Below are 21,862 nucleotides of genomic sequence, written 5' to 3' on the forward strand. Positions count from 1 at the left end.
CAGAGATGTCTGCTCCATGGCCTCGCGCTCCAACGTGGTCAGGCCTTTCGTAACAGATCGCGCAAGCGCTCAATGTGCTGCCTGGCAATTTCGGATGTCACAGGCCTGCCTCGTGGCCGAGCCGATGGTGCTGGAGGTTTCTGATCGGTGAACGCTACCGACGCGGGTGTGTCTGCTTGCCGAGCCCATGCATTGAACTCTCCGCGAATGGCGCGCTGAATGATTCCGAATAGGTAGGCCGCCGGATTACGGATGCCGCGCTTGCCGCAACGTGCTGCCCACTCATCCAGCACGGCTTGACGCAGAGCGCCATCCACTTGCTGCAACGCCATCCTGACGCCTGCCTGTTGTTCCGCCTTCAGTTCGGCAAAGCGATCAGGCCAATGCAATTCGCTCAACCTGCACGCTTGCACGGTAGTATGTACTTCATTAATACGGCTACTATGTACAGTACTGTCGTTCTTCGGATTCCGAAGAGCGGCGTCCGGCGCGGGTTTCGGCCCTGCTTCGGATTCCGAAGAGAGGTGTCCGCAATTCCGAAGAAGGCCCCTCGCGCCTTCTTCAGAATTGCGGTTGGTGTTCTCCTGTGGATAACTATCAGTAGCCGCAACGCCTTGGCTGGCGAGGCGCTCAGCCAGAACCTGCAATCGTGACGGCAGTGTGCGGCCAGACAGCAACGGGTCTTCCACGATCTCCTTGAGCGTGTTCAAGCCGACCACCTGAACCGCTTTGGCCGAATGACCGAGAGACTGGCTGACTAGCGCCAGGTAGTCGGCATCAAGCTGCATGGCCTCGAACGGCGTCAGAGGTTCATCGTGCAGGACGTACAGGTTGCCAAGGATACGGCCAGTATCGAGGTCACGCCGCCGTCGTACCAAGCTCAACCATCGGGTGAGCCGCAGCAATGTCAATGCCCGAGCTACGGTCTCGTGAGAGGCTTGGCCGGAGCAAGGCATTGATGCCAACCAGGGCCGCAACTGCTCATAAGTGGGGAACGCAGTCACACCATCGTCGTTGAGCATCAACCGGAACACTTGCCAGGCATTGCGCTCCAGCGGAGTCAGGCGGCGATCGAGGAACAGCCGCCGCGGCACAATGTCATGCCGGTTGCCGCTGAACAGCATGCCATCGGCAGACGTAGGGAACGCGGATGTGGGCACCGACGCACCGGTGCCGGGCTCGGGCACAAGATCCTTCACCGCAGCATTGAGCAGATCAGTGAGGGCGGCAGGGCCTCGACATTGCGGTGACGTCCTCCCCTCGACCATCGCCTATCCCAGCCCTTGATCGACCCACGCCTTGACCGCAGTCCAAACCACCGACAGCGGCAGTGACATCCCTTCGGAAAGATCCATCGTGACTTCGAGAATCGAGGCTTCGTCCCTCAGATCTACGTCCCTGCCATCGGTGAGTGCCTTCCATTGCTGCCACAGCTCCGTATCCTGCTGCTCGTCCAGCACGGGGTGACGACCTTTGCGTTTGGGCAGGCCGAGGATGTCGCGCCGCAGGGCAACTTCCTGATGTGTAAGGCCATAGAAACGACTGACCATTTCCGTACTGGCGCCCAAGCGTAGCATCCGATCGACCGTGGCGATTTCCTTCTCCACGTCCTGTGCCTGCTTGAGCAGCCGCCGAAGCACCTCACGGTTGACCGTCACCGAGCACCATGAGACGTTGGCGTTGGCCAGGACACTGATGAGCGCGGGATGCTTGAGAGCGTCTAGCTCTTCCTCGCCAAACCCCATCAATTTGCAACGGCGCAATTGTCCGTTTCGCAGGTCATAGAGAGCCTGAGCGATGACGGCCTGGTTGAGAGGATGCGGTGTGGACATGCCAGTCTTCTCCGCTCACGTTCCAGAGCCCGCAGGCCCAGCTTCCAAGTCTAGCAAACGCCGGGCCAATCGCAGCAATCGGAACAGCTTGACCAGCGCAGCATCGCTCAGTCGCAGGGTTGCGTCGCCCTGACCGTGCAACAGCACCGGCAGGTCGTTGACGACTTGTCCGTTGTCCAGGCTGATGTCTGCAAGTTGCTGGCCGGCCAGGCAAGCCAGCAATGCGAGGACGGCGCGGCCCAGCGGGGCCAAGGCCTGGGTACGGGTATGGCATTCGAAACCGATGCCGTCTGGGCGGTCATTGATGCACTCACCCAGGCCCGCCTCGTTCGCGATCTCGTGGGCGAACTGCGCGATGTGAATGCGCAGGCGCTCGGGCGTATCCAGGCCAGGATCGATGTACCAGACATCGGAGATCGGATAGAGGCCGCCGGCCTGCACTGGAATGGACTGTAAGACACTCGCCGAGAAGTCAGGCGGCAAAGCATTGCCCAACTGGTCGGCAAGCATGCGTTGGATGGACTGTAGCCGCTCAGTCGTCGGTGCTGGCGAGACGATGTGCTCCTGAAGCAGGTTGTCCGCCATTACCGCAGCTTCGGCATTTTCATCGCTCTCGTGCATCGGAGGGGCGTCGGCGAACCCACCGACAGGTGGCGCCGGCGGTGCAGCCTTTGCAGCGTAGGGTACGGTTCGATCAAGTGGGCGTGGAATGTCCCCAGGTTTAGGCAATACGGGCGGTGATGATGGCGGCGTTGGGTCGCTGACCAAAGCGCGCTGGCGGCTTTCGGATTCTGTCAGGTCCAGGGCCAGCACATCGTAATCTATACCCAGCAGATCAGCCATCTGTCCGATCAGCTCATCTTGTACCCGTGGTGACGAGAACTCATCGCCCTGGGTATCGAACTGCGACAGCACTTCCTGGAAGAAGTCGTCAAAGCCCTGCACCAGAGGACGATCCTTGACATAGCGATCCCAGGTACGCTCACAGGCTTTACGCATGACCGACAGCCGCTCGACCTGGTGGCGGCCCAGCCCGGCATAAAGGACAGTCGGGATCGCAGGTAAAAGATAGCGCACCGCGTCAGCCATCCGACTGATATGCGACTGTTGCACGGGGTAGCCATCGGCAGCAAGGCGCCGGGCCAATTCGGATTGGCTCAGCTTGCAGCCGCTTTCCAGTTCGTAAAACTCACGCGCCTTCTCGACCCCCAGGGCACGCTCGATGAAGGTGAGACCTCCACGCAGTTCGTTTTCCGCGAGGTGCCCAGTCAACGCAACGATCTCGCCACGCTCAGGCCATGGACGAAACAGACATGATATGCGGAAATAGCGCTCGTCCTTAGTCGCCGACCACAGTTCGCGCAAAATCGCCAGCCGCGTATTGCCCCCGTTGCGGATGATATAGTGATCATCACCCGGGCGCCGCGTGATGGCTGGCGCCGCGTCAAGACCACGCTCACGGATTGAGGCCTTGATGTCCTCATAGGCCGGATTGCGCTTCTTCCTCGGATCGTGGTCATAGGGGCGTAATTGATCCAGGGTAACGACCATGGGCGTATCGGCAATGGGGTCACTCAAGGCCAAGGCTGGCGGGCCACCGCGCTCGAACCCTGCTGCGAGTAGCTTGCCAGCCATCTCCTGGGAGGTCATGTCAGCCATGATCGCCCCCACGATCGTTGGCGTGCGAGGAACCTGGTCCTCGCACGGCGTGGCGAATCTGTGCCTTCGCGTTGAGCGCCGCTCGGTGGTCACTTGCTGTCGAGCTGGTGTAGATTGAGGCGAAGCCGGGCCTGGTGAACTTGAGGTGTCCGCCGGGGGTACGTTTGACGTGCCAGCCCTCGCTCAAGGCGAACTCGATCAGAACTCTCAATCGCTTGTGGCCTCGGGCCAGTTCATGAACGTTCGCCATGGCGCCCCCCTGTATCAGCGGAGCGCGGCTGGCGACCGACCACCTGCGCAAATCGATCATGCCACTGTGGGAGCAATTCGGCGGCCAGCGCGCGCATGGTATCGAGCGCGGCTGGCGCAACTCTGCCCGGCGGCTGTCGGTACTCGACCCGATGCACCGGCAGGCCACGCGTTGCAGCGCGTGGGTAGGCTTCGATAGCCGGTACATCGGTGTCCAACACACGAACGCCTGTGTGATCCTGGAACAGATCACGCAGAGCCCGTTGAATCAATCGCGCATTGGCGGACACCGGGTGAACACGGTTGATGAGCAGGTGCAATGACGGAGGCTCAATCCCGAGATGACGATACGGTGCAATATCCTCCAACAACTGCATCGTGCCGCGTCGCAGTTCGCGGGCGGCAAGGATTTCGGGAGTCACAGGCGACAGCGCGAGGTTGGAGGCGAGCACCGCCATCTCCAGCAACACCGAGCGCGCGCCCTGAGTGTCGATCAGCACCAAGTCATAGAGCGGCGCCAGCACTGGCAGTAAGTGTCTTAGCCGCAGACGCCCGTCGGGTGCATGCAGCAGCAAGGTGTTCAACTCACTTCGGAGGTCATTGGACAGTACAAGATCGAGGCCTGGGATGATCGTGTGGGACACAAGCTGGCCAAGATCGTGCTCGTTGAAAGCCAGCAGTTCATAGATGCCGCCAGGAGCACGGCGGCCCAGCTCATAATAGGAGGACAAGGTAGGCTGCACATCGAGATCGAGCAGCAGTACGCGCAGACCCGCGTCCGCAGCGAGTCCGCCCAGATTGGCTGCGGTGGTAGTCTTGCCAACACCGCCTTTCGTTGAAATGATAGATACGACCTGCATGGCGTCTCCTTTCGAGGATGAAAAATCCGTAGGAGAACGGGTCAGGCCCGATTGTTGACGCGCTCAGCGATCCACTGGTCGATCTCGATGGAGTCCCAGCCGACAGCGCGCACGCCCAAGCGCAGTGCCTGTGGAAATTGGCGCTTCTTCATCAGGTTGTAGATGTGGGCGCGCTTGAAGCCGGACTTTGCCTCAACTTCTTCGAGGCGAAGGATACGACGCTCATTCGCTGGCAGTATCGGGGTTTGCGACATGACAGTCACTCCTGAACGCTCAGTGGCGTTTGTTGGCGTGACCTCTATTCAATAGACACTGCCGCAGAAAATCATTGCAAATGCAATATCCGCGACTGCACATACAAGCTGGCCGACTTCAAAGGGAGACGTTATGCAGTCGGCGCCTTGCCGTTGCGAATTTGCCGTTCAACGTCCTTTCCGTGATGCCCATGACGCCATCGTGATGTGCCACCAATGCACTTACGATAGCTTCTTGGGTCTTGAAGTTTGAGTACGGCATGCCAGACGGTGATTGTCCTAGCATCAATGCCAACATGCTGCCAATGATGTGCAAATAGGTAGCTTCAGCTCGATCACTAATGGCACCCTGCTCGGACGATAGCAATGCCGCGGACTTCTCAAGCAAGGATTTATATTTTTCCTGCAATTCGAGAAAATCACGTTGATTCTGCCCCAACGCGGCCCTCAAAGCCAAGCGCTCGGTCAATATCGCTTGAACCGTATCTACAGTGATAAAGGGATGCGTCATGCGTTCACCACGGCTAAAGAGAAAACCGGGCCGGTGCTCTGGATAGTAAGTTCGCATCCAACGTTTCAGATTAATGTGACGGATAGTCAATTCTGGAGAAGTGAGCAGAGCATCGTCGTTGAGTGTAATTCCATTCTTACCAAACGGCAGCTCACTATTGACGATGCCATCATAGATGCGTTCCGCATATAGACGACATTCACCCCAACGAGGGCAATCCATTGACCGAGGTAGACACTGAAGTGATCTGACTGATTTCATAATCAGCGATTCATACCGTAATAACCCCGCCCAGCGAACGGCTGCCTCAAGAGGATGATAAAACACCTTCGATCGCGGGGGACCCTCGTTATGCATGTCCCTTCTCCCCACGGAAGCGTCACCCCATTGACGGTTCCGTTGCCAACCAAAGGCTATTCTCTCCCCCCGACTAGAGCGACAGAGACGGGAAGAAACGGACATGCAAGATTATTAGCATCCGCAACATCTAGCCTTCGTTCGTTCAATATGCAAAAATTAACATTTGCCAGTAATCGAGCAAAGACAGAAAATTAGCTCAGCATTAGCGCTCATGCCATCAGCGTCGCAATCGGAGCCGTTCTAATCAAGACCAAACGTGTATAGTCTGATATCTGCATGGCATAACCAAGAGTCCTAAGGACTCAACTTGTGTGTGGTGAATTCGCTGCACCATAGTGGGGCATCCTACGACGGTAATACCTGATCGGTATCCTGATAGACCTAAATAGCATCTAAAAGCGTGGCGCCCAGAACCATTGAAAGAGCACGCAACCTCTGCGAACTGCAGCTGACACCCACATCACTACAACGCTAAAATGCGCCGTAACTTATTGAAACTCCCCTCGTTCGAGCATGGATGGAGACTCAGAAGATGCGCTTGGACATGCCTGGACATCGATGGAACGGCTCCATTGCCGACGTCGATAAACAAGGCTAAAATCAAGTCACCATCTGCTTATACAGATGGAAAAAGCGTTTATGAAACAGCGCCTTAGATTGCTAATGTGCGTCTCGTTTCCCGCTCCAAATTATGATCTACAGACTTCCACTGGGGTCTGTAAGTCGTTGAAAAGAGGAGCTTCGGCTCCTTTTTTCATTCCAGCAAAAGCCACTGGAATCCACCGACAGCCAGCGTTTTTGAGGCCAAAAACAAGGCCAAAGAATGCGGGCGGTGCCGGTTCCGGTTTGTTGCTGGGGTTGGATCGGGATGACCAGCAGCATCGGGCCTAAGTCCAAGACTTAGGAGCTTCGATGATGGCACTCTCTGATCTGACTGTGCGGCAAGCCAAGGCCGCTGACAAAACCTACAGCCTCCCCGATACCGATGGCCTCGGCCTGGTGGTCGCCCCTACCGGCGGCAAATCGTGGCACCTGCGCTACTACTGGCTCGGCAAGCAAAAGCGCATCTCCCTGGGCAACTACCCCGAGATCGGCCTGCGTGAAGCGCGTACCTTGCGCGACGAAGCCCGCGCACTCTTGGCTAGGGGCATCAACCCTCACACCGACCGCAAGCAGAAACGCCATGCCGTGAAGCTGGCGGCCGACTACACGTTCAAGGCGGTCTTCGATGCCTGGGTCGAGCATCGGCGCAAGGAACTCAAGGAAGGCCGTCAAAGCACCCTCTCGCAGATCCTGCGGATTTTCGGCAAGGACGTGCTGCCCGCCCTCGGGAAGATGTCGATCTACGACATTCGCCGGCCCCAGCTTCTGGGCGTCCTGGCAAGAATCGAGGAACGCAAGGCTTTCACCACGGCAGAAAAGGTCCGCACCTGGTTGAGCCAGTTGTTCCGCTATGCCCTCGTGATCGTCGAGGGGCTGGAGGCCAATCCGGCTTCTGACCTGGATGTGGTGGCGGAGCCCAAGCCTCCGGTGAACCACAACCCGTACTTGCATTTGCCCGAGCTGCCGGAATTCCTTCAGAAGCTCCGGCTCTACAACCCGCGTGGCTGGCAGACCCAGCTCGGCATCCGGCTGCTGTTCCTGACCGGGGTGCGAACCGGCGAGCTGCGGCTGGCGACCCCGGATCAGTTCGACCTGGACCGCGGCCTCTGGATCATTCCACCCCAGATCGTCAAGCAGCTTCAGGATGAGATGCGCAAGGCCGGCAAGCGCCCCCAGGATGTGCCGCCCTACATCGTACCGCTGTCCCTTCAAGCCATCGAGATCGTGAGCTACCTTCTGGGGGTGATACGGCCGGCCCAGCGCCACCTGCTGGCGCACCGCAGCGAACTCAAGAAGCGCATCAGCGAGAACACCCTCAATGCCGCCTTGAAGCGGATGGGCTACGAGGACCAACTGACCGGCCACGGCATCCGGGGAACGATTTCGACGGCGCTCAACGAGATCGGCTACCCCAAGATTTGGGTGGACGCGCAGCTCTCGCACTCCGACCCGAACAAGGTGAGTTCGGCTTACAACCATGCCAAGTACGTTGAGCCGCGCCGCCGGATGATGCAGGACTGGGCGGATCGCCTCGACCTGCTCGAACAGGGCCAGGTGGAGGCGGCCAGCGCGCACCTCACCATTCACATCGAGGGCGTGCCGGCCATGGCAGAGGAGGACAAGCCCGACGCCATCGTTGCAGCGTCCTCTGCGGCACCCGTTCCGTCGATGGTGACCGCTCCCATCGTCGTGACGCCGAACGACGGGAGCATCACGTTCCAGCGGCTGTCGCAGGTGCCGCCGCCTCCGACGCATGCGCCAGAACCGGAAGTATCTGCCATCCAGCGCGAGCGCGAGGAAATGCTGGCCATCTATGAATCGCCGAGCAGCCTGCCGGTCCCCCTGTTCGGCAAGTTGGCCGGGAAGTCCAAAGACCAGATCAACCGCGAGTTGAAGGCCGGCAAACTGCTATCCGTCAGCTTGGGCAACCGGGGCCAGCGAGTTCCCGATTGGCAACTGGTGCCGCTCAAGCACAAGCTGGCCCAGGTGCTCATGCGCCAGTGTCCGCAAGCGGATTCGTGGGAGCTTTACCGCATGCTGACCCGGCCACACCCGGACCTGGGCGATCGCGCGGCCATCGATTTGGTGACGCCAAGCAATCTGGGCATGGTGGTCCAGGTCATCGCAAGCGGCCAGTTCCATGCGAATGCGCCAGAGACAGTCCCACCGCGGCCTATCCCAGAGGAGGTGCGGCAGAGCGTTCGCCGAATGGTGGACAGCGCCGTGGTTCTGGACGGCGCATAGGGCTACCAGCCCTTGCGGGCGCCTTGCGGCCCCCGCGCTACGCTTGTACAGCCTGCACGAGTTCGCTCAGCGTGCGCGGGGCGGACGCAAAGAACACGGCACCAGTGTGCGCCGTCGAGAAATCGAGCAGGCGGTCGTTCATGCCCGGCGGATCGCCGAGGAACATGCGCTTCAGCATCTTCTGCGTGACGCACAGATGCCTGGAGTAGCCGATGAAGTAGGTGCCGTATTCGCCTTGGCCGGGGCGGCCAAAGGGCATGTTGTCGCGCAGGATGTCGTGCTCGGTACCGTCAGCACCCACGATCGTGGCGAGGGTCTTGTGCGACTTCTGGCCGCTCGTCGCATCGGGCAATTCGATATTGCTGACGATCTCCCGGCCGATGATCTGCTCTTGCTGGTCCTCGGGAAGCCGAGCCCACGGCTGCATTTGATGCAGATACATCTGCACCACCACGTAGCTCCCGCCGGCGAATTCCTGATCCTCACTGCCGACCAGCGTGGATGCGCCGATTTCGTGCCCGGTCGGATTGGCTGTGCCATCGACGAAGCCAAGGAGATCGCGGGAGTCGAAATAGCGAAAGCACGCCACCTCGTCGGCCACCGTCACGCTGCTGCCCAATTGGTCCAACAGCAGGCGCTCGAATTCAAAGCAGAGGTCCTCGCCCTCGGCCCGGATATGAGCCGGGCGTGGCCGGCGCGGTGTGCTTCGCGCCCTTGATGGGTGCGAAGGGACGCAGTTCTTTCGGGCGCCTTCCGGCCTGGAAACGGTCCCACAGCGCCGATCCCAGGGCGGTGATGCACGACAGCCGGCCGTTGAGATCGCGAAGAAAGCCCACCGTCTTGATCAGGTCGTCCAGGCCGTCCAGGACGCCGGCGACCGCCTGCAGGGACTCTCGGCCCTCGGCGACCGTCAATGTGAGAAACACCGCCGCGCGCGACAGTGGCGCATCGATGCTTTGCGAGTCGATGGGTACTCGGTCCCAACTACTTCCAACCATTGGCATCTCCATAAGGCCGGTTTAATTCGTCATGTTGCCAGAGATGAAAACGCGATGCTGGCGCATTGACAGCGCGTGCCGTTGCAATTACCAGGAAGCAGTGAATTCCCGCGCCGATTACGGATGCCTGGCATCGGCATCTGAGTGGAGAGCACGCAGCGCGAGTGAGCTATCGGGTATTCGAGTAGGCCGCGCTATCTTTGGCAACCTGCATCGCCCTGCGCTCGAACAGCTCAGAAATGGCGCTGGCTCGCTCCCTGGGCCGCTGCAGATGTGTCACGACCTCGTAGGGAGCATCAGAAAGCGGCCGCATGGTGATGCCCCAGGCATGGGCGCGCTCAATACGCGATTGCGCAGAGATCCCGACGCCATAGCCAGCGGCGACCCATAGCGCCAAAATCTCAAACGAAGTGACATGCTGCATGCTCTGCTCGCTCAGCGGCGGGAAGGAGGACAACCGCTGATCCAGCAGCGGGCAGGTCTCTGCTTGCCAGCGAAACCCGGGGTAGTCCAGAACCTCGGCGGTCGTGAGCGTTGCCCGGCCAAGCAAGGAAGACCGCAATGGCATGGCGACAGCCATGTTATCGATCCACAAAGGCTGGCTTCTCAGGAACGGAGCACTCACGTGCCGAAGCGATATTCCTGCGTCATAGCGGCCTTCTTCAAGGCCGATCACCAGGTCGTCACCCGAGGCTTCAAAGAAGGCGATGGGGGTGTCCGGCTCTTCCGTGCGCTGCAGGGCGAGAAGCGTGGAGAGGCATGAGGACGGCACCCCGGGTGCTATAGCAAGCCTGAAATGAGAAAACTGGCTGGTGGCATGCATGAGGACCCCCAAGAAGCGATCTGGCCAGGAAGGCGAACCAACATCGTGGTTAAGAGTGAAGTTTAACGTCGTTAAAAATAACGTGGTTAATTTTGGAAGATTGTTTGACGCTTCTGCTAATGCAGAAATCAACAATCCAGCCAGGCCGCCCTACTGGCACATCAACGTATGAATCCGAGTCGGCGTTGGCCTTCGGACAGGCCGTGCGCGCTGCCCGCGTCGCTCAGGGAGTCGCGCAAGACGAGTTCGCGTCTCGGGCAGTCATCTCGCGCTCGCACATGGGCAAGATCGAGCGCGGTGAGCACGTGCCCACACTGCCTCTCATACTGAGAATTTCTACGGCGCTCAGGATAAGCGCGGCTGAACTGATGACGGCGACCGAACGCAATCTGCGTGCCGAAACCGATCCTTGAGGATGTCCGCCGGCAGGACTCCGTCAACCGTCGGACGAGTCGCGTAACCGAGCGATAAACCGCTCCAGCGAAGCCGACAAACTGTTGCTTTCAGGCCGAAGCAAGTAGGTGGTGATCACCGCGGAATCCATCGCCAAGGGACGAATCACCACATCCGGCCATTGGCAGACCGGAATCTTGGTCGCCGTCATGAAGCCGACGCCATATCCTGCACCGACCAGCGTGAGCATCATGTCCAGCGAAGACACTTCCTCGACGATGTTCAGCTTGTGCTCCAGCACCTGCAAGAGCCGCCCCAATTCGCGGCAGTACCCCTCGCATGCGTGAGGGTCGCACAAGACAAGCGGATGCCCCCGGAGTTCATGAAGTGGGACCTTCTTGTGGACGAGCAGCGCGTGCCGAGCTGGCACGGCGATCACCAACGGATCCCGCCAGATGGGTTCGGCAACAATGTCGTCACCGACTTCGGCCGTGTGCGCGAATCCGATCGTGAAGTCGCCTGACCGCAAGCCGCGTAGCTGCTCGGCCAACGGCACCTCGGATAGGCGTATCTCTATCTCCGGTTCCTCTGCGCGGCAGCGGACCAGAAATGCTGACAGTCGAGGATCGATCGCACCATCGGACACTGCAATGCGCAAGCTGCCTCGCAAGCCTGAGGCGACAGCCTTGGCGTTTTCTCGTGCCTGCTCCAGGACGGTGAACAGGCGTCGAATATCCTGCAAGAAGGCAGCACCTGCTGCGGTCAGAACGGTTCCACGGCGATTTCGGTCGAAAAGTACCACCCCCAGTTCGTCTTCAAGCTCTTTGATGGCGCGAGATAAAGGGGGTTGCTCGATATGCAGGCGCTCGGCGGCCCGTGTGAAATGAAGCTCTTCGGCCAAAACGATAAAGCAACGCAGGTGTCGCAGTTCCATGAGCAATGTTCCTATTCAGACGCTGACGACCTCCTTCTATTTGCTCCACGCTATGCAGGTTGAAAACTTCTAGGCGATGTTTTTTGCATATGCTCTTTGAGCACGAGATGTAGGCGTTCAACTTTTCCAAACGAGAGGCCGGGCTGTGTTTGACTGAGCATTCAAGAGCCCTGTTTATCTACGGCGCTAAGGTTCAATCTTTACGATGTCACCAATGTCATGCACGTATGCGAGTGCATAGGCCATCTCTCCAGAGGTTTGCGCATGCAAAAACATCAATGATTGTCCGCGTGTTACCTCGTCACCTAAGCGCACTTGCAATTGAATCCCTGCGGCTGGACTCTCAGGCGCTCCGGCTAATTTGGCTAAACGGGACAGCTTACGGTTGTCGATGTGTACTGCTCGGCCTGAAGTGGTTGCCAAAAGCGGTTCGACATAGAGAGCTTGGGGCGGCTCACGAAATCCCCCCTGAGCCGCGCAGATTCTCTGAAATTTTTCCCAGGCGCGGCCACTGCTGATCGTCTCGTGAGCCAACCGAAGTCCGTCCCCTTCTTTGGCGACACCGCCAAGCTCAAGCACCGCGCCCGCGACCAACGCCACGCGGTCACATAGGTCTTGCGGCGCATCCGCCTCGTTGCGCAATACGGCCAACACGTCGCGCGCCTCCAACGCCGGGCCGATACCTCTGCCGACAGGCTGATTCCCGTCTGTAAACAGGCAACGCAATACAAGGCCAAATGACGCGGCGACTTCCGAAAGGTGATGCGCAAGATGCTCGGCAGTTTCCCGGCTGCGGACTTTTGCGGTTGGCCCAACCGGAATATCGATCACGATGTGGGTCGCCCCTGCTGCAATCTTCTTGGATAACACCGAGGCAATCAGTTGTCCTTGCGTGTCGATATCCAGTTCACGCTCAATACGCACGAAGATGTCGTCCGCGGGGCTGAGGTGCATCGCGCCGCCCCACGCCACGCATCCACCCTCTTTCTCCACGACCTTTCTGAGCGTATCCAGGTCCAGGTCTACAGGAGCCAGCGTTTCCATGGTGTCCGCGGTGCCAGCGGGAGAGGTGATGGCGCGTGATGAGGTCTTGGGCATCACCAATCCATTGGCTGCGGCGATGGCAACCACCAACGGCGTGGTGCGATTTCCCGGTAATCCGCCCACGCAATGCTTGTCCACAACAATCGGAGCCTGCCATTGCAGGTGATCTCCGACATCGACCATCGCACGGGTGAGATGGATGGTCTCTTGCATATCCAGAGGCAGTACCGCCGTTGCGGTCAGGAAGGCCGAAAGTGCGACATCGGTATAGCGACCATCGACCACATCACGGACGATCGCCTGCAACTCCGTCGTTTGCAGTCGGTGGCCGTGAATTCGCGCACGCACGGCCGACAACGATTCGAGCAGCGGAGGATGCCGAACCTGCACAAGATCGCCCTCATGAATGTCCAGGGCATCCCAGGCGGCCTCGGACAGAGCGATCTGTCCGGTTTTGAGCAGATCGCTGTCGATTTGGTACAGTAGCGCTTGCACAGTGCGGTCGCCGGCAATGATCAGTACCTGTGACCGCGGTGCCAGCCCTTCGGCACGGCAGACATGGCAATCGGTACGCATCAAGACGACGGGTTGATGCTGGGCATGCAGTCGCATGCGCAATGCTTGCAAGGCGGGTGTCTGGGGGGTGATGCGGGCACTCACAGGGCGAATTCCTGGTTTTGCATGGACACCGATGCGTGCCAATTGAGTTCGCGCTGGATACGTTCGCGCAGCGCCTCGGAGGCATCGGATTCACCGTGAACAATGAACACTCTTTCCGGTGCCTTGGTAAAGCTGCGCAGCCATCGCATCAGCTCATCGCTGTCGGCATGAGCCGACAACATCGCAAGCTCGGCGACCTCCGCCTTGATCGGCATCCAGCGCCCATGAATTTTGACTTCGCGAGCGCCCTCAAGCAGCTTGCGTCCGCGCGTACCTGCTGCCTGGAATCCAGAGAACAGCAGCGTGTTCTGATGACTGCCGCCAAACGCTTCTATGTGATGCAGCACGCGGCCACCGGTGGCCATGCCGCTGGCGGAAATAATCACCTTGGGGTAGCGATTCGCCGATAGCGCCTTGGACTCTTCAACGTCGCGCATGTATGTGACTTCTGAGAATGCCGCCTCGAAATCGTGTTGTGCGAGCTTGTGGTCGTCGGCATGGCGGTGCAGCAGCGCAGTTGCGCTGGTGGCCATGGGACTGTCCAGATAGACGGGCACGGTGCGGAGCCGACCGCGCTGTCGCAACAGCCATAGGTCATAGATCAACGACTGCGCGCGTCCAACGGCAAAAGCGGGAATCACTACGGTGCCTCCGCGGCGAGTCGTGCGCTCGATGATGTCGCCCAGCGCTTCGACGGCATCGGAACGGTCATGACGACGATTGCCATAGGTGGACTCGATGATGATGTAGTCCGCTGCCGTGACGGGTTCAGGATCAGGCATGACCACATCGTCATAGCGCCCCAGGTCGCCGGAGAACACCAAACGCTTGCCGCCAATGTCGATCTGAACCGTCGCCGCCCCAAGAATGTGACCAGCGCTGCGCAGCAGTAGACGGGCATTGCCCGGCAATTCCGTCTCTTGATGCAGCGGAACCGGTTTGAACTGCAGGAGCGCACGTTCTGCATCCCGAACCCGATACAGCGGAAGGGCTGGCTTGTGTTTGGAAAATCCTTTTCGATTGGCGAACTCGGCGTCCTTCTCTTGCAACCAGGCACTGTCGAGCAGGATGAGTTCGGCGACATCTCGCGTGGCTGAGGTCGAGAAAATCTTCCCGCGGAACCCGTCCAGCACCAATCGGGGCAGATACCCACAATGATCCAGGTGCGCATGCGTCAGTACGACCGCATCGATGTCCTTGGGTTCAACGGCCAGGCGCTGCCAATTAAGTTCGCGCAGGTTTTTCAATCCCTGGAACAGTCCGCAGTCGATCAGGATGCGGGTATTGCCATGGGTGATAAGGTGCTTGGAGCCGGTGACGGTGCCGGCACCACCCAGGCTGGTCAATGAGAGCATGTATTTGTCTCCTCTCTTGTTGGTGGGTTGTGAAATCAGGAACCGGCGCGGTCGCCGCGGACCGCGTCAGAACCACTTGAAATTCGCGCGTCGGTCGCGGCCGCAGCAACCTGCGAACTGTTCCAGCCGGTCACTTGCGCAGCCGCATAGATGGCGTCCGCCCAGGTGCAGCGGTTGGCGATCAGCATTCCAGCCACATCGAGTGTGCCGCCGCGGTTGATGTAGCCCAAAGCCCGCGTCTTCGAGGGGCCGCTGTCAATGCGGCGCAGCACGCCCAGCATCGGCTCAGGGCGGGTATGGCTCATCAACACGCGCGGCAGGTGAGGCGGGAAGAGCGCTTGCAGTGCTTCGTCACCGAGCACGAAGGCGGCCTCAAGGTCGTCTCGTGGAATGCGCAGACGGCCGGGCTCGATCGCCACGGTGACGCACGACGTAAACCCATGGTGCCCCAGGCGGGCGTGGGCTTTGAGCGCTTCCTCCAACTGGTAGGCGCCAATCGCCACGAACTGCAGTTGTGCTGTAGCCGGATCGCCGGCTACATGGGCTGCGCCGTGCTCGATCAGCGATTGAGCGACGGCGGCATTGAAGTGATTCGGCGTGTCGCGCTTGGAGACCACAACACAAGCCACTTGGCCCCGGCTGGCGTAGACCGCTCGCAGCGCGGCGCACGCCGTGTTGGCATCCACCGGGAACAACACGCGTGCGGTGTCCGACATCTCCCCCAGCAATGCTTCGCCAATGGTCGGGTCCTGGTGTGACTGCTCGTTCTTGCTGTTCTCCCAGGTGTGGGATGTGACGATCAGCGGGACGGAGATCCAGCCTGGCGGCTGGCCCAGCTCCTTCTGCCGACGCGCGAAGATGATCTCCTGGCGCATCAATCCAAGCATCTTGACCGCGAATGCCTCGTAGCTGACGATCAGGTTCAGCCCCCCTTTGTTGGCGAGGGCGGCGGCCGCAACGGCTTCTTCATTGAGTGCGGTGACCACCGAGCCATCCGTCGATTCCGGGGCGCCGGGTTCGGGCACGTTGACGCGGTGCTTGAGCAGCGCTAGCGTGGTCCCCATCTTGTTGCTGGCCAGTTCATCGGGATTGCCGATCCGGATGCGCAACTGTGGATTTGCCTGCACTAGCTCCACGAACCAACGGTCCAGTGCGGACATGGCGCTGCCCGATACCTCAGTTGGCGCCCAGGCCGGCATCGGCAGATGAGGGCTCGCTGGATGGCGTAGGGCCATGGGGTGCTCGCTTTCGCGCGAGCGCTGGCTCTGGCCGTGATTCGCAAGGACGGTGAGCGCGTTTTCCAGTTCGCTCTCGGGCACGAACAGCGCCGCAGCCCCTGCGTTGAAGGCCTCGCGTGCCTGCGCATCCTCGCGCGGATTGCCGTTCAGCGGCAGGTTGTGGGCGGCATTGGTCGCCGCGCCCGGGAAGCCAAAACCTTTCTCCGTCTCGGCGATCACGTAGGGCAGCTTGACCGGATAGCGCCGATCCGAGCGTGCAGCGAAGGCGCTCAGCGTGTCTTCGGCTTCAACAATGGCCCATGCGATCGCCATCGGATCACGTCCATCAACGATGACCGGATCGAAGCCGTTGTGGCGCAGGTCCTCGGCCAGCCAGGTAGCGCCACCTTCCTGCACGATCTGGGTGCGCTGCTCGATGCGCCGTCCGTTGAGAATCATGACCGGGATGGCGAAGCCGCAGTCCTCGGCGCGCCACCAGCGCGGCGCCCAGTCCGAGCCACGTTGTTCCTCGAAAGCGCCATCACTGAGGAATGCCACCAGGCTTTCTCCCGGCAACGGCGTGTGCACATACTGCAGCCCGGCGAACCCCAGATAGCCGCCTTCGGAGATCGCGCCGGCCGTGTTCGGCCCGGCATGGCTACCCAGCGGTACCGCGGGCCGACCCTGCTTATCGATGGCATAGGAGTAGAAGTCCGCGATCAGGAGCGACAGGCCCGCCTCGCTGCGGTCGTAGCGTCCACGCTGGGCGGCGGATACATCGCCGGTCAGTGCGTTCACCGCCTCGATCGCGGCCACGCAGTGCCCCTGCCCCATGAGCCAGCCGCGTGTCGTCCCGGTCAGCGCGTTGGCCAACAGATAACCCACGAAGGCTGGCACCATGTTGAGCGAGCCGCCGGTGTGGCCTTCGGGCGTTTGTTTGAAATCATCGGAGCCCAGTGGGCAGCCGCTTCGGTCGATGCGCCGGGCATAGGTCATATGCGCCACTACGCTCATGGCCGTGCAGGCCACCCGGTCGGCTGCAGCCAGCAGCGCATGGGCCGAGGCTTCGTCTGCTATACGCCTTTGCGCGACCAGACGTTGCACGAGGGCCTGCATACGTTCGATGGTTTCAGACCTGTGCGCGATGGGCCCGTAACCAGCACGCCAATCGGTTGCGAGGTTAGCTTGAGAGGACATTTCAGGTCTCCTTGAAAATAGTTGGATCGATAAAAAGATCAGCCTCGCGGATCGGTTTTCCCGCTAGAGAGAGCGTCGGCAATCAGCGAAGCGAGACCAATCCGGTTGCTCGGATGCGGTACTGCGTCGGTGGACGTAATTCGGGCAAACAACGGTGTCAATTGGGCCCAGGCATCCTCGGCGAACAGGGCATGCACCACTACGCACTCCGGCTTGCGCATTCCTTGCTCGGCGAGCTTGCGCGCCGCGACGGCGAGCGTGCGGCCTGATGATGCGATGTCGTCCACAAGCACCGGCGTTCTGCCGCGCCAGATCGACAGGTCGGGAACATCGATGTCCACGCTGCGATCGCCATGGCGTGTCTTGCGAAGCACAGCGTGCGGTACGCCGATGCGGGACGCGATGGCGCCGGCCCACTGCTCGCTTTCCTCGTCGGGGCCCACGATCAAAGGTTCTTCGACATGATTCGCGATCCAGTCGGCCAGCAGTGGTGCGGCATGCAAGGTGATGGTGGGGATCGTGTAGACCGCTGATAGTGTCGGATAGCGGTGCAGATGCGGATCCACCGTGAGCAGCTTGTCGAAGGTCGATGAGACCAGACGTGCGAAGGACCGCGACGTCACGCTTTCTCCGTCATGGAATCGCTTGTCCTGGCGCATGTAGGCCAGATACGGTGCGATCAGGTTCACCTCTTGCGCGCCAAGTTCGCGCGCCGCGTCAGCGGCAAAAGCCAGAAGCAGGAACTGCGGATCAGGATGGGCCAGCGTGCAAATCACATCCACGATCCGATCGGCAGGTTCGCCATGCAACCGGACATAGCTCTCGCCATCGGGGAATCGGCGCGTTTCGATGCGGCCGGCTTCGCTGCCGCATGCCTGCGCGATGCCGCGGGCCAGATCTTCATTGCCGGGTAGGGCCAGGGTGAGTCGTTGCATCCATTTATCTCCTTATTTGTTGTCCTTGGTCTCTTATCGAGCGCGGGTGCCTTATCGTTCAGCTCGCTGTGTTCACCTTGCCAACTGGCTAATGACGACGGCATTGGCAGTACTGCGTCGACGTGGTAGCTCCACAAGCAACCAGGCTCTTGTCATGAACAGCAACAGAGTGGCTTGCATGGCGTTCAAGGAATCGATCTGCATCAGAATCGCCGTCCTACGGTGATCGTTCCGTAGACCGGGATTTCCTTTTGTCCACGAAATTCGCGGGTGCGGTGGTAGCGGGCTATCGCGATGCGCCAGTTGCCCTGAGTCATCGCGATGCCATAGCCCACATCGGCCACGAATGGCCGTTTATCAACACTATGACTGGACTTGAACGTATTGCCGTCCAACGTGATGTCGTGCAAAACCCAGCGACCGTCGAGTGCCACGAACAGGTGCCCGTTCCAGTTGCTGCCAGCGGTCTTACGCACGGGCGAGGTGTTTTCTCCAGCCGGGCGCAGCGGTGCGGTGCCTAAGTCGTCCGGCAGGCGTAGGCCATAGCGCAGTTCTCCGCCGACATTCGCGTAGGTGGCGAAATTGCCCAAGCTGCCGCCCCAGTGGCGGGTCAGATCCCAACCCCAACCGCTGACGTTTTCTTGCCTGAAGACTCGCGTTCGGCGTTCGTGGAGCAACTGCAGCACGGGTTCGTCGCGCAGTTGATGTCTCCAGCCATTGAATCTGTCCACTCCGACGGTGTCATGCCACCAGTTCTGGACTTGCCTGGCCTGGGAGGAGGGCCCCACCACCCCCACGCGGAGTTGCGAAGTGCGCAGCGTATCGCCCCGCCTCGCGTTATAGCCAAGGCTCAACATCAAGGCGCCCGCGAAAGGACGATCATCCTTGATGAGATCGCTGCGCGTTTTGTCGTTCGGGGTGTACATCATCTGCCCGAAGCCGATGGTCATGTTCTGTTCGTCGAAGCCTTGGGGTTGGAGCATCGTGAGAAAGCGATTCAGCCCACGGACGAGACGCGGTAGACAAGGGTCATCGCTATAGTCCACGAGGTTGGGGGAAACCCAACTGGCGAGAAACCCGTTGGAGTACCCTTGATCCTGTCCCATGCCGCCGAACATGACGTTGTCGATCCGCAGATTGAGCGTTCCGGTCGAGCGCAGCGGATTGTCACGGTGGCAGGACTGTGCCTGCGCGCAGGCACTCAGCGACAGCAGCAGCAAGGTAGCTGCGACTCTGAGCCTCCATTCAGCGAGGTCAGTGGGCTGAACTTTCGTCACGCTGGCATGCCACCGTGCCCAGGGGTTGCAGTAGCAATGACAGAATGGGGCTGGCGTACCAGCATCACCGGAACTGGTGCGATGCGAGCGAGCTGCTCTGCATCGCTTCCCAGCAGCAGCCTGTCCACGCCCCGACGTCCGTGGGTGCCCAGCACCACCAACTCGCATTGAGTGGTCAGTGCCTGCTGAGCGATGAGCACCGAGACGCGCTCGCCCTTGCTTTCCAGAAGGACGGTCTCAACCGCCAAGCCTTCCTGCCTCAGCCGCAGCGCCGCCTCGTCCAGCAGCTTCTGCCCGGCCGCCAGGAAGCCCGGCCTCACTTCTTCAATATAGATCCTCGGCCTCTCGAAGCCGTTGCTGTGCTTCATCTCCTCGATGACGTGCAGCAAGACGATGGTTGCGCCATTCAGGCGTGCCAGCACCGCAGCGTGGTGGAGCGCCAAATTGGCGGTAGGACTTCCGTCGAGCGGAACCAGGAGTCTTGAGTACATGAATATCTCCAGTTATCAGAGTAGGACGGGGTGCCGAACAGATATTGCGCATACCGTGTCGCAATAGCGGACGCGGTATGCGCTTATTCAGTTGCGTAGATATTCCCCTGGGGCATCGCAAATAGTGGGGTATCCACTGGATTCGGCCCCCATGAGCGGAGGCGCAACAACATCACCGGAACGCTCTCGCAGCCATGCCGACCATGCCGGCCACCAGGAGTCCGGATGCGTCTGCGCCGTCGCTTGCCACTCATCCGGCGCCATGTATCCATCACCGGCTGCGCGGGTATGGATTTGATATTGGCGCTTACCTCGGCCGGGCTCGCTCACGATGCCGCCGTTGTGCCCGCCAGTGGTCAACACGAAAGTCAGCTCGGCCGAAGACAGGAGATGCAGCTTGTAAACGGAGTGCCAAGGCGCAACATGATCCGTGGCAGTGCCGACGCAAAACATCGGTACAGCGATGTCTCCCACTGAAACCGGGCGACCCGCGACGGGATAACGCCCTGCGCTGAGATCGTTATTCAGGTAAAGGCGCCGGAGATACTGCGAATGCATCTTCGCAGGCAGGCGAGTCCCATCGGCATTCCAGGCCATCAGGTCGGTCATTGGCCGACGATCGCCCAACAGGTATTCGTCAATCATGCGAGACCAGATGAGATCGTAGGCACGCAATAACTGGAAAGCTCCACTCATCTGTTCGGGGGTCAAATAGCCGGTTTGAGCCATGCTGGCCTCCAACAGCGCCACTTGACTCTCGTTGATGAAAACACTCAGCTCGCCCGGCTCGCTGAAGTCCGTCTGCGCAGCCAGGAGGCTTACGGACACCAGCCGCGTATCGCCATCGCGCGCCATGGCTGAGGCCCCAATAGACAGCAATGTCCCGCCCAGGCAATAGCCAGCCGCGTGGATTCCCTGCTCGGGGACGATGGATGTCACGGCGTCCAGCGCCGCACGCAAGCCGAACTCAAGATACTCATCCATGCCCAAGTCTCGATCACTAGCATCCGGATTTTTCCAGGAGATGCAAAAAACCGTATGGCCTTGTGCAACGAGATACCGTATCAGCGAGTTATGGGGAGATAGATCGAGTACGTAGTACTTCATGATCCAGGCAGGAATGATCAGTATTGGCTCAGGATGGACTTTCGCGGTAGTGGGCGTGTATTGAATCAACTCGATTAATTGATTCCTCAGTACGACTTTTCCTTCCGTCACCGCCACGTCGCGCCCAACGACGAAGTTCTCGGTTCCCGCAGGAGGCTCACCGGATAGTTGTCGGCGCAGATCATCGAGAAAGTTGGACATGCCACGCGCCAGATTGGCGCCTTGTTCTTCTATCGTTTTTTTCAGGACAACGGGGTTAAAAAGTGCAGAATTGGTCGGCGATACCATTTCCAGCCATTGCTTTGCGCCAAACGCCAATAGGCGTTCGTGTTGTGGATCAACACCCCATACACCTTGCGTTGCTTGCTCCCACCATTTGGATTGAATAAGAAAGGAACTGCGGAAAAGGTTGTAGGGCCATTGATCCCATGCCGGATCGTTGAAACGACGGTCATTGGTAGGTGACGGTTCAGGAGATGCAACTTCCTGGTCCGGACTGACCAAGCTCTTTTTCAGCAGAGACATCCATTGCTCAGACAAGGAGCCTGCAAAAGCCAAAAGCTCCGATTGCTTTCCGGGGCTGTTCGCTAAATGGCTTGCCCAATCAGTCCAAGCCAACAGCGACGATTCAGGTGAAATTGAGGACCAAGCCTGGGCCCAAGCCATATGCGCTTGCATATCCAGTGCCGGAACGATTGTCGATGAAGTATTACCTTTCTTATTTTTTGTCAAAACGCATTACCTCAATTGCTATTCAAATAGATGGAGCGCCCTCGTTTGAACACGGGGGTAGTTGTGCTCGCTTGTGTTCATGCACACCGGCACTCATGTCATCAGCGCTTTTGCGATGACACCGTGC

The 21,862-nt window shown here is 59.7% G+C and carries 20 protein-coding genes; 2 read left to right on the plus strand and 18 right to left on the minus strand.

Annotated features, from left to right (window positions below; all coding sequences use genetic code 11):
• Nucleotides 1-38 precede the first annotated feature (38 nt).
• The 7 genes from DFR37_RS16580 to DFR37_RS16610 form a co-directional block, all read right to left on the minus strand.
• A complete protein-coding gene (locus DFR37_RS16580) occupies nt 39-1,268 on the minus strand; it encodes an STY4528 family pathogenicity island replication protein (RefSeq protein ID WP_113934383.1) in 1,230 nt (409 codons plus the stop codon).
• A 3-nt stretch (nt 1,269-1,271) separates the two neighbouring features.
• Entirely contained in the window at nt 1,272-1,832 is a 561-nt protein-coding gene (locus tag DFR37_RS16585; protein WP_113934384.1) for a DUF2857 domain-containing protein, read from the minus strand.
• 15 nt (nt 1,833-1,847) lie between these two features.
• Nucleotides 1,848-3,491: a ParB family protein gene (locus DFR37_RS16590; protein WP_113934385.1), complete on the minus strand. Its 1,644-nt coding sequence runs from the start codon at nt 3,489-3,491 to the stop codon at nt 1,848-1,850.
• Complete coding sequence (locus tag DFR37_RS16595; protein WP_113934386.1) at nt 3,484-3,741, minus strand: type II toxin-antitoxin system HicA family toxin; 258 nt, start codon at nt 3,739-3,741, stop codon at nt 3,484-3,486. Before DFR37_RS16595 ends, DFR37_RS16590 begins: the two co-directional genes overlap by 8 nt.
• Nucleotides 3,725-4,600, minus strand: a complete 876-nt coding sequence (locus DFR37_RS16600) for a ParA family protein (RefSeq protein ID WP_113934387.1) — start codon at nt 4,598-4,600, stop codon at nt 3,725-3,727. Before DFR37_RS16600 ends, DFR37_RS16595 begins: the two co-directional genes overlap by 17 nt.
• A gap of 41 nt (nt 4,601-4,641) precedes the next feature.
• A complete protein-coding gene (locus DFR37_RS16605; protein WP_113934388.1) occupies nt 4,642-4,854 on the minus strand; it encodes an AlpA family transcriptional regulator in 213 nt (70 codons plus the stop codon).
• 118 nt (nt 4,855-4,972) lie between these two features.
• Complete coding sequence (locus DFR37_RS16610; protein ID WP_113934389.1) at nt 4,973-5,722, minus strand: hypothetical protein; 750 nt, start codon at nt 5,720-5,722, stop codon at nt 4,973-4,975.
• 918 nt (nt 5,723-6,640) lie between these two features.
• Here DFR37_RS16610 and DFR37_RS16615 point away from each other — a divergent pair.
• On the plus strand, nt 6,641-8,572 hold the full coding sequence (locus DFR37_RS16615) for a tyrosine-type recombinase/integrase (protein WP_197913183.1): 1,932 nt from the start codon (nt 6,641-6,643) through the stop codon (nt 8,570-8,572).
• 37 nt (nt 8,573-8,609) lie between these two features.
• Here the strand turns inward: DFR37_RS16615 and DFR37_RS23565 are convergent, their stop codons facing one another.
• The 3 genes from DFR37_RS23565 to DFR37_RS16625 all read right to left on the minus strand — a co-directional run bounded on the left by DFR37_RS23565 (nt 8,610) and on the right by DFR37_RS16625 (nt 10,393).
• Nucleotides 8,610-9,200 carry a Dyp-type peroxidase gene (locus tag DFR37_RS23565; RefSeq protein WP_269475623.1) on the minus strand — a complete coding sequence of 197 codons (591 nt, stop codon included), beginning with the start codon at nt 9,198-9,200 and terminating at the stop codon, nt 8,610-8,612.
• Between the two features lie 16 nt (nt 9,201-9,216).
• Entirely contained in the window at nt 9,217-9,570 is a 354-nt protein-coding gene (locus DFR37_RS23570) for a Dyp-type peroxidase domain-containing protein (RefSeq protein ID WP_223157772.1), read from the minus strand.
• Between the two features lie 169 nt (nt 9,571-9,739).
• Nucleotides 9,740-10,393: a substrate-binding domain-containing protein gene (locus tag DFR37_RS16625; protein ID WP_012112376.1), complete on the minus strand. Its 654-nt coding sequence runs from the start codon at nt 10,391-10,393 to the stop codon at nt 9,740-9,742.
• A gap of 119 nt (nt 10,394-10,512) precedes the next feature.
• Between DFR37_RS16625 and DFR37_RS16630 the strand changes: the two genes are divergently transcribed.
• Nucleotides 10,513-10,806 carry a helix-turn-helix domain-containing protein gene (locus DFR37_RS16630; protein ID WP_012112375.1) on the plus strand — a complete coding sequence of 98 codons (294 nt, stop codon included), beginning with the start codon at nt 10,513-10,515 and terminating at the stop codon, nt 10,804-10,806.
• 23 nt (nt 10,807-10,829) lie between these two features.
• Here DFR37_RS16630 and DFR37_RS16635 read toward each other — a convergent pair whose 3' ends face one another.
• The 8 genes from DFR37_RS16635 to DFR37_RS16670 form a co-directional block, all read right to left on the minus strand.
• Complete coding sequence (locus DFR37_RS16635; protein WP_113934390.1) at nt 10,830-11,720, minus strand: LysR family transcriptional regulator; 891 nt, start codon at nt 11,718-11,720, stop codon at nt 10,830-10,832.
• A 186-nt stretch (nt 11,721-11,906) separates the two neighbouring features.
• Entirely contained in the window at nt 11,907-13,424 is a 1,518-nt protein-coding gene (locus DFR37_RS16640) for a thymidine phosphorylase family protein (RefSeq protein ID WP_046482877.1), read from the minus strand.
• The gene (locus DFR37_RS16645) at nt 13,421-14,779 is read right to left on the minus strand and encodes an MBL fold metallo-hydrolase (RefSeq protein WP_046482875.1); all 1,359 of its coding nucleotides are present in this window, start codon (nt 14,777-14,779) and stop codon (nt 13,421-13,423) included. Before DFR37_RS16645 ends, DFR37_RS16640 begins: the two co-directional genes overlap by 4 nt.
• A gap of 35 nt (nt 14,780-14,814) precedes the next feature.
• Complete coding sequence (locus DFR37_RS16650; protein ID WP_113934391.1) at nt 14,815-17,193, minus strand: phosphoketolase family protein; 2,379 nt, start codon at nt 17,191-17,193, stop codon at nt 14,815-14,817.
• 38 nt (nt 17,194-17,231) lie between these two features.
• Nucleotides 17,232-18,128 carry a ribose-phosphate pyrophosphokinase gene (locus DFR37_RS16655; protein ID WP_003050021.1) on the minus strand — a complete coding sequence of 299 codons (897 nt, stop codon included), beginning with the start codon at nt 18,126-18,128 and terminating at the stop codon, nt 17,232-17,234.
• Between the two features lie 203 nt (nt 18,129-18,331).
• A complete protein-coding gene (locus DFR37_RS16660) occupies nt 18,332-19,348 on the minus strand; it encodes a lipid A deacylase LpxR family protein (RefSeq protein WP_218951403.1) in 1,017 nt (338 codons plus the stop codon).
• A 53-nt stretch (nt 19,349-19,401) separates the two neighbouring features.
• Nucleotides 19,402-19,896, minus strand: a complete 495-nt coding sequence (locus DFR37_RS16665) for a universal stress protein (RefSeq protein ID WP_113934393.1) — start codon at nt 19,894-19,896, stop codon at nt 19,402-19,404.
• Between the two features lie 87 nt (nt 19,897-19,983).
• Nucleotides 19,984-21,735: a PHA/PHB synthase family protein gene (locus tag DFR37_RS16670; RefSeq protein ID WP_276330283.1), complete on the minus strand. Its 1,752-nt coding sequence runs from the start codon at nt 21,733-21,735 to the stop codon at nt 19,984-19,986.
• Between the last annotated feature and the right edge of the window lie 127 nt (nt 21,736-21,862).

The organism is Eoetvoesiella caeni (genome assembly GCF_003315175.1).
Taxonomy (GTDB): Bacteria; Pseudomonadota; Gammaproteobacteria; order Burkholderiales; family Burkholderiaceae_B; genus Eoetvoesia; species Eoetvoesia caeni.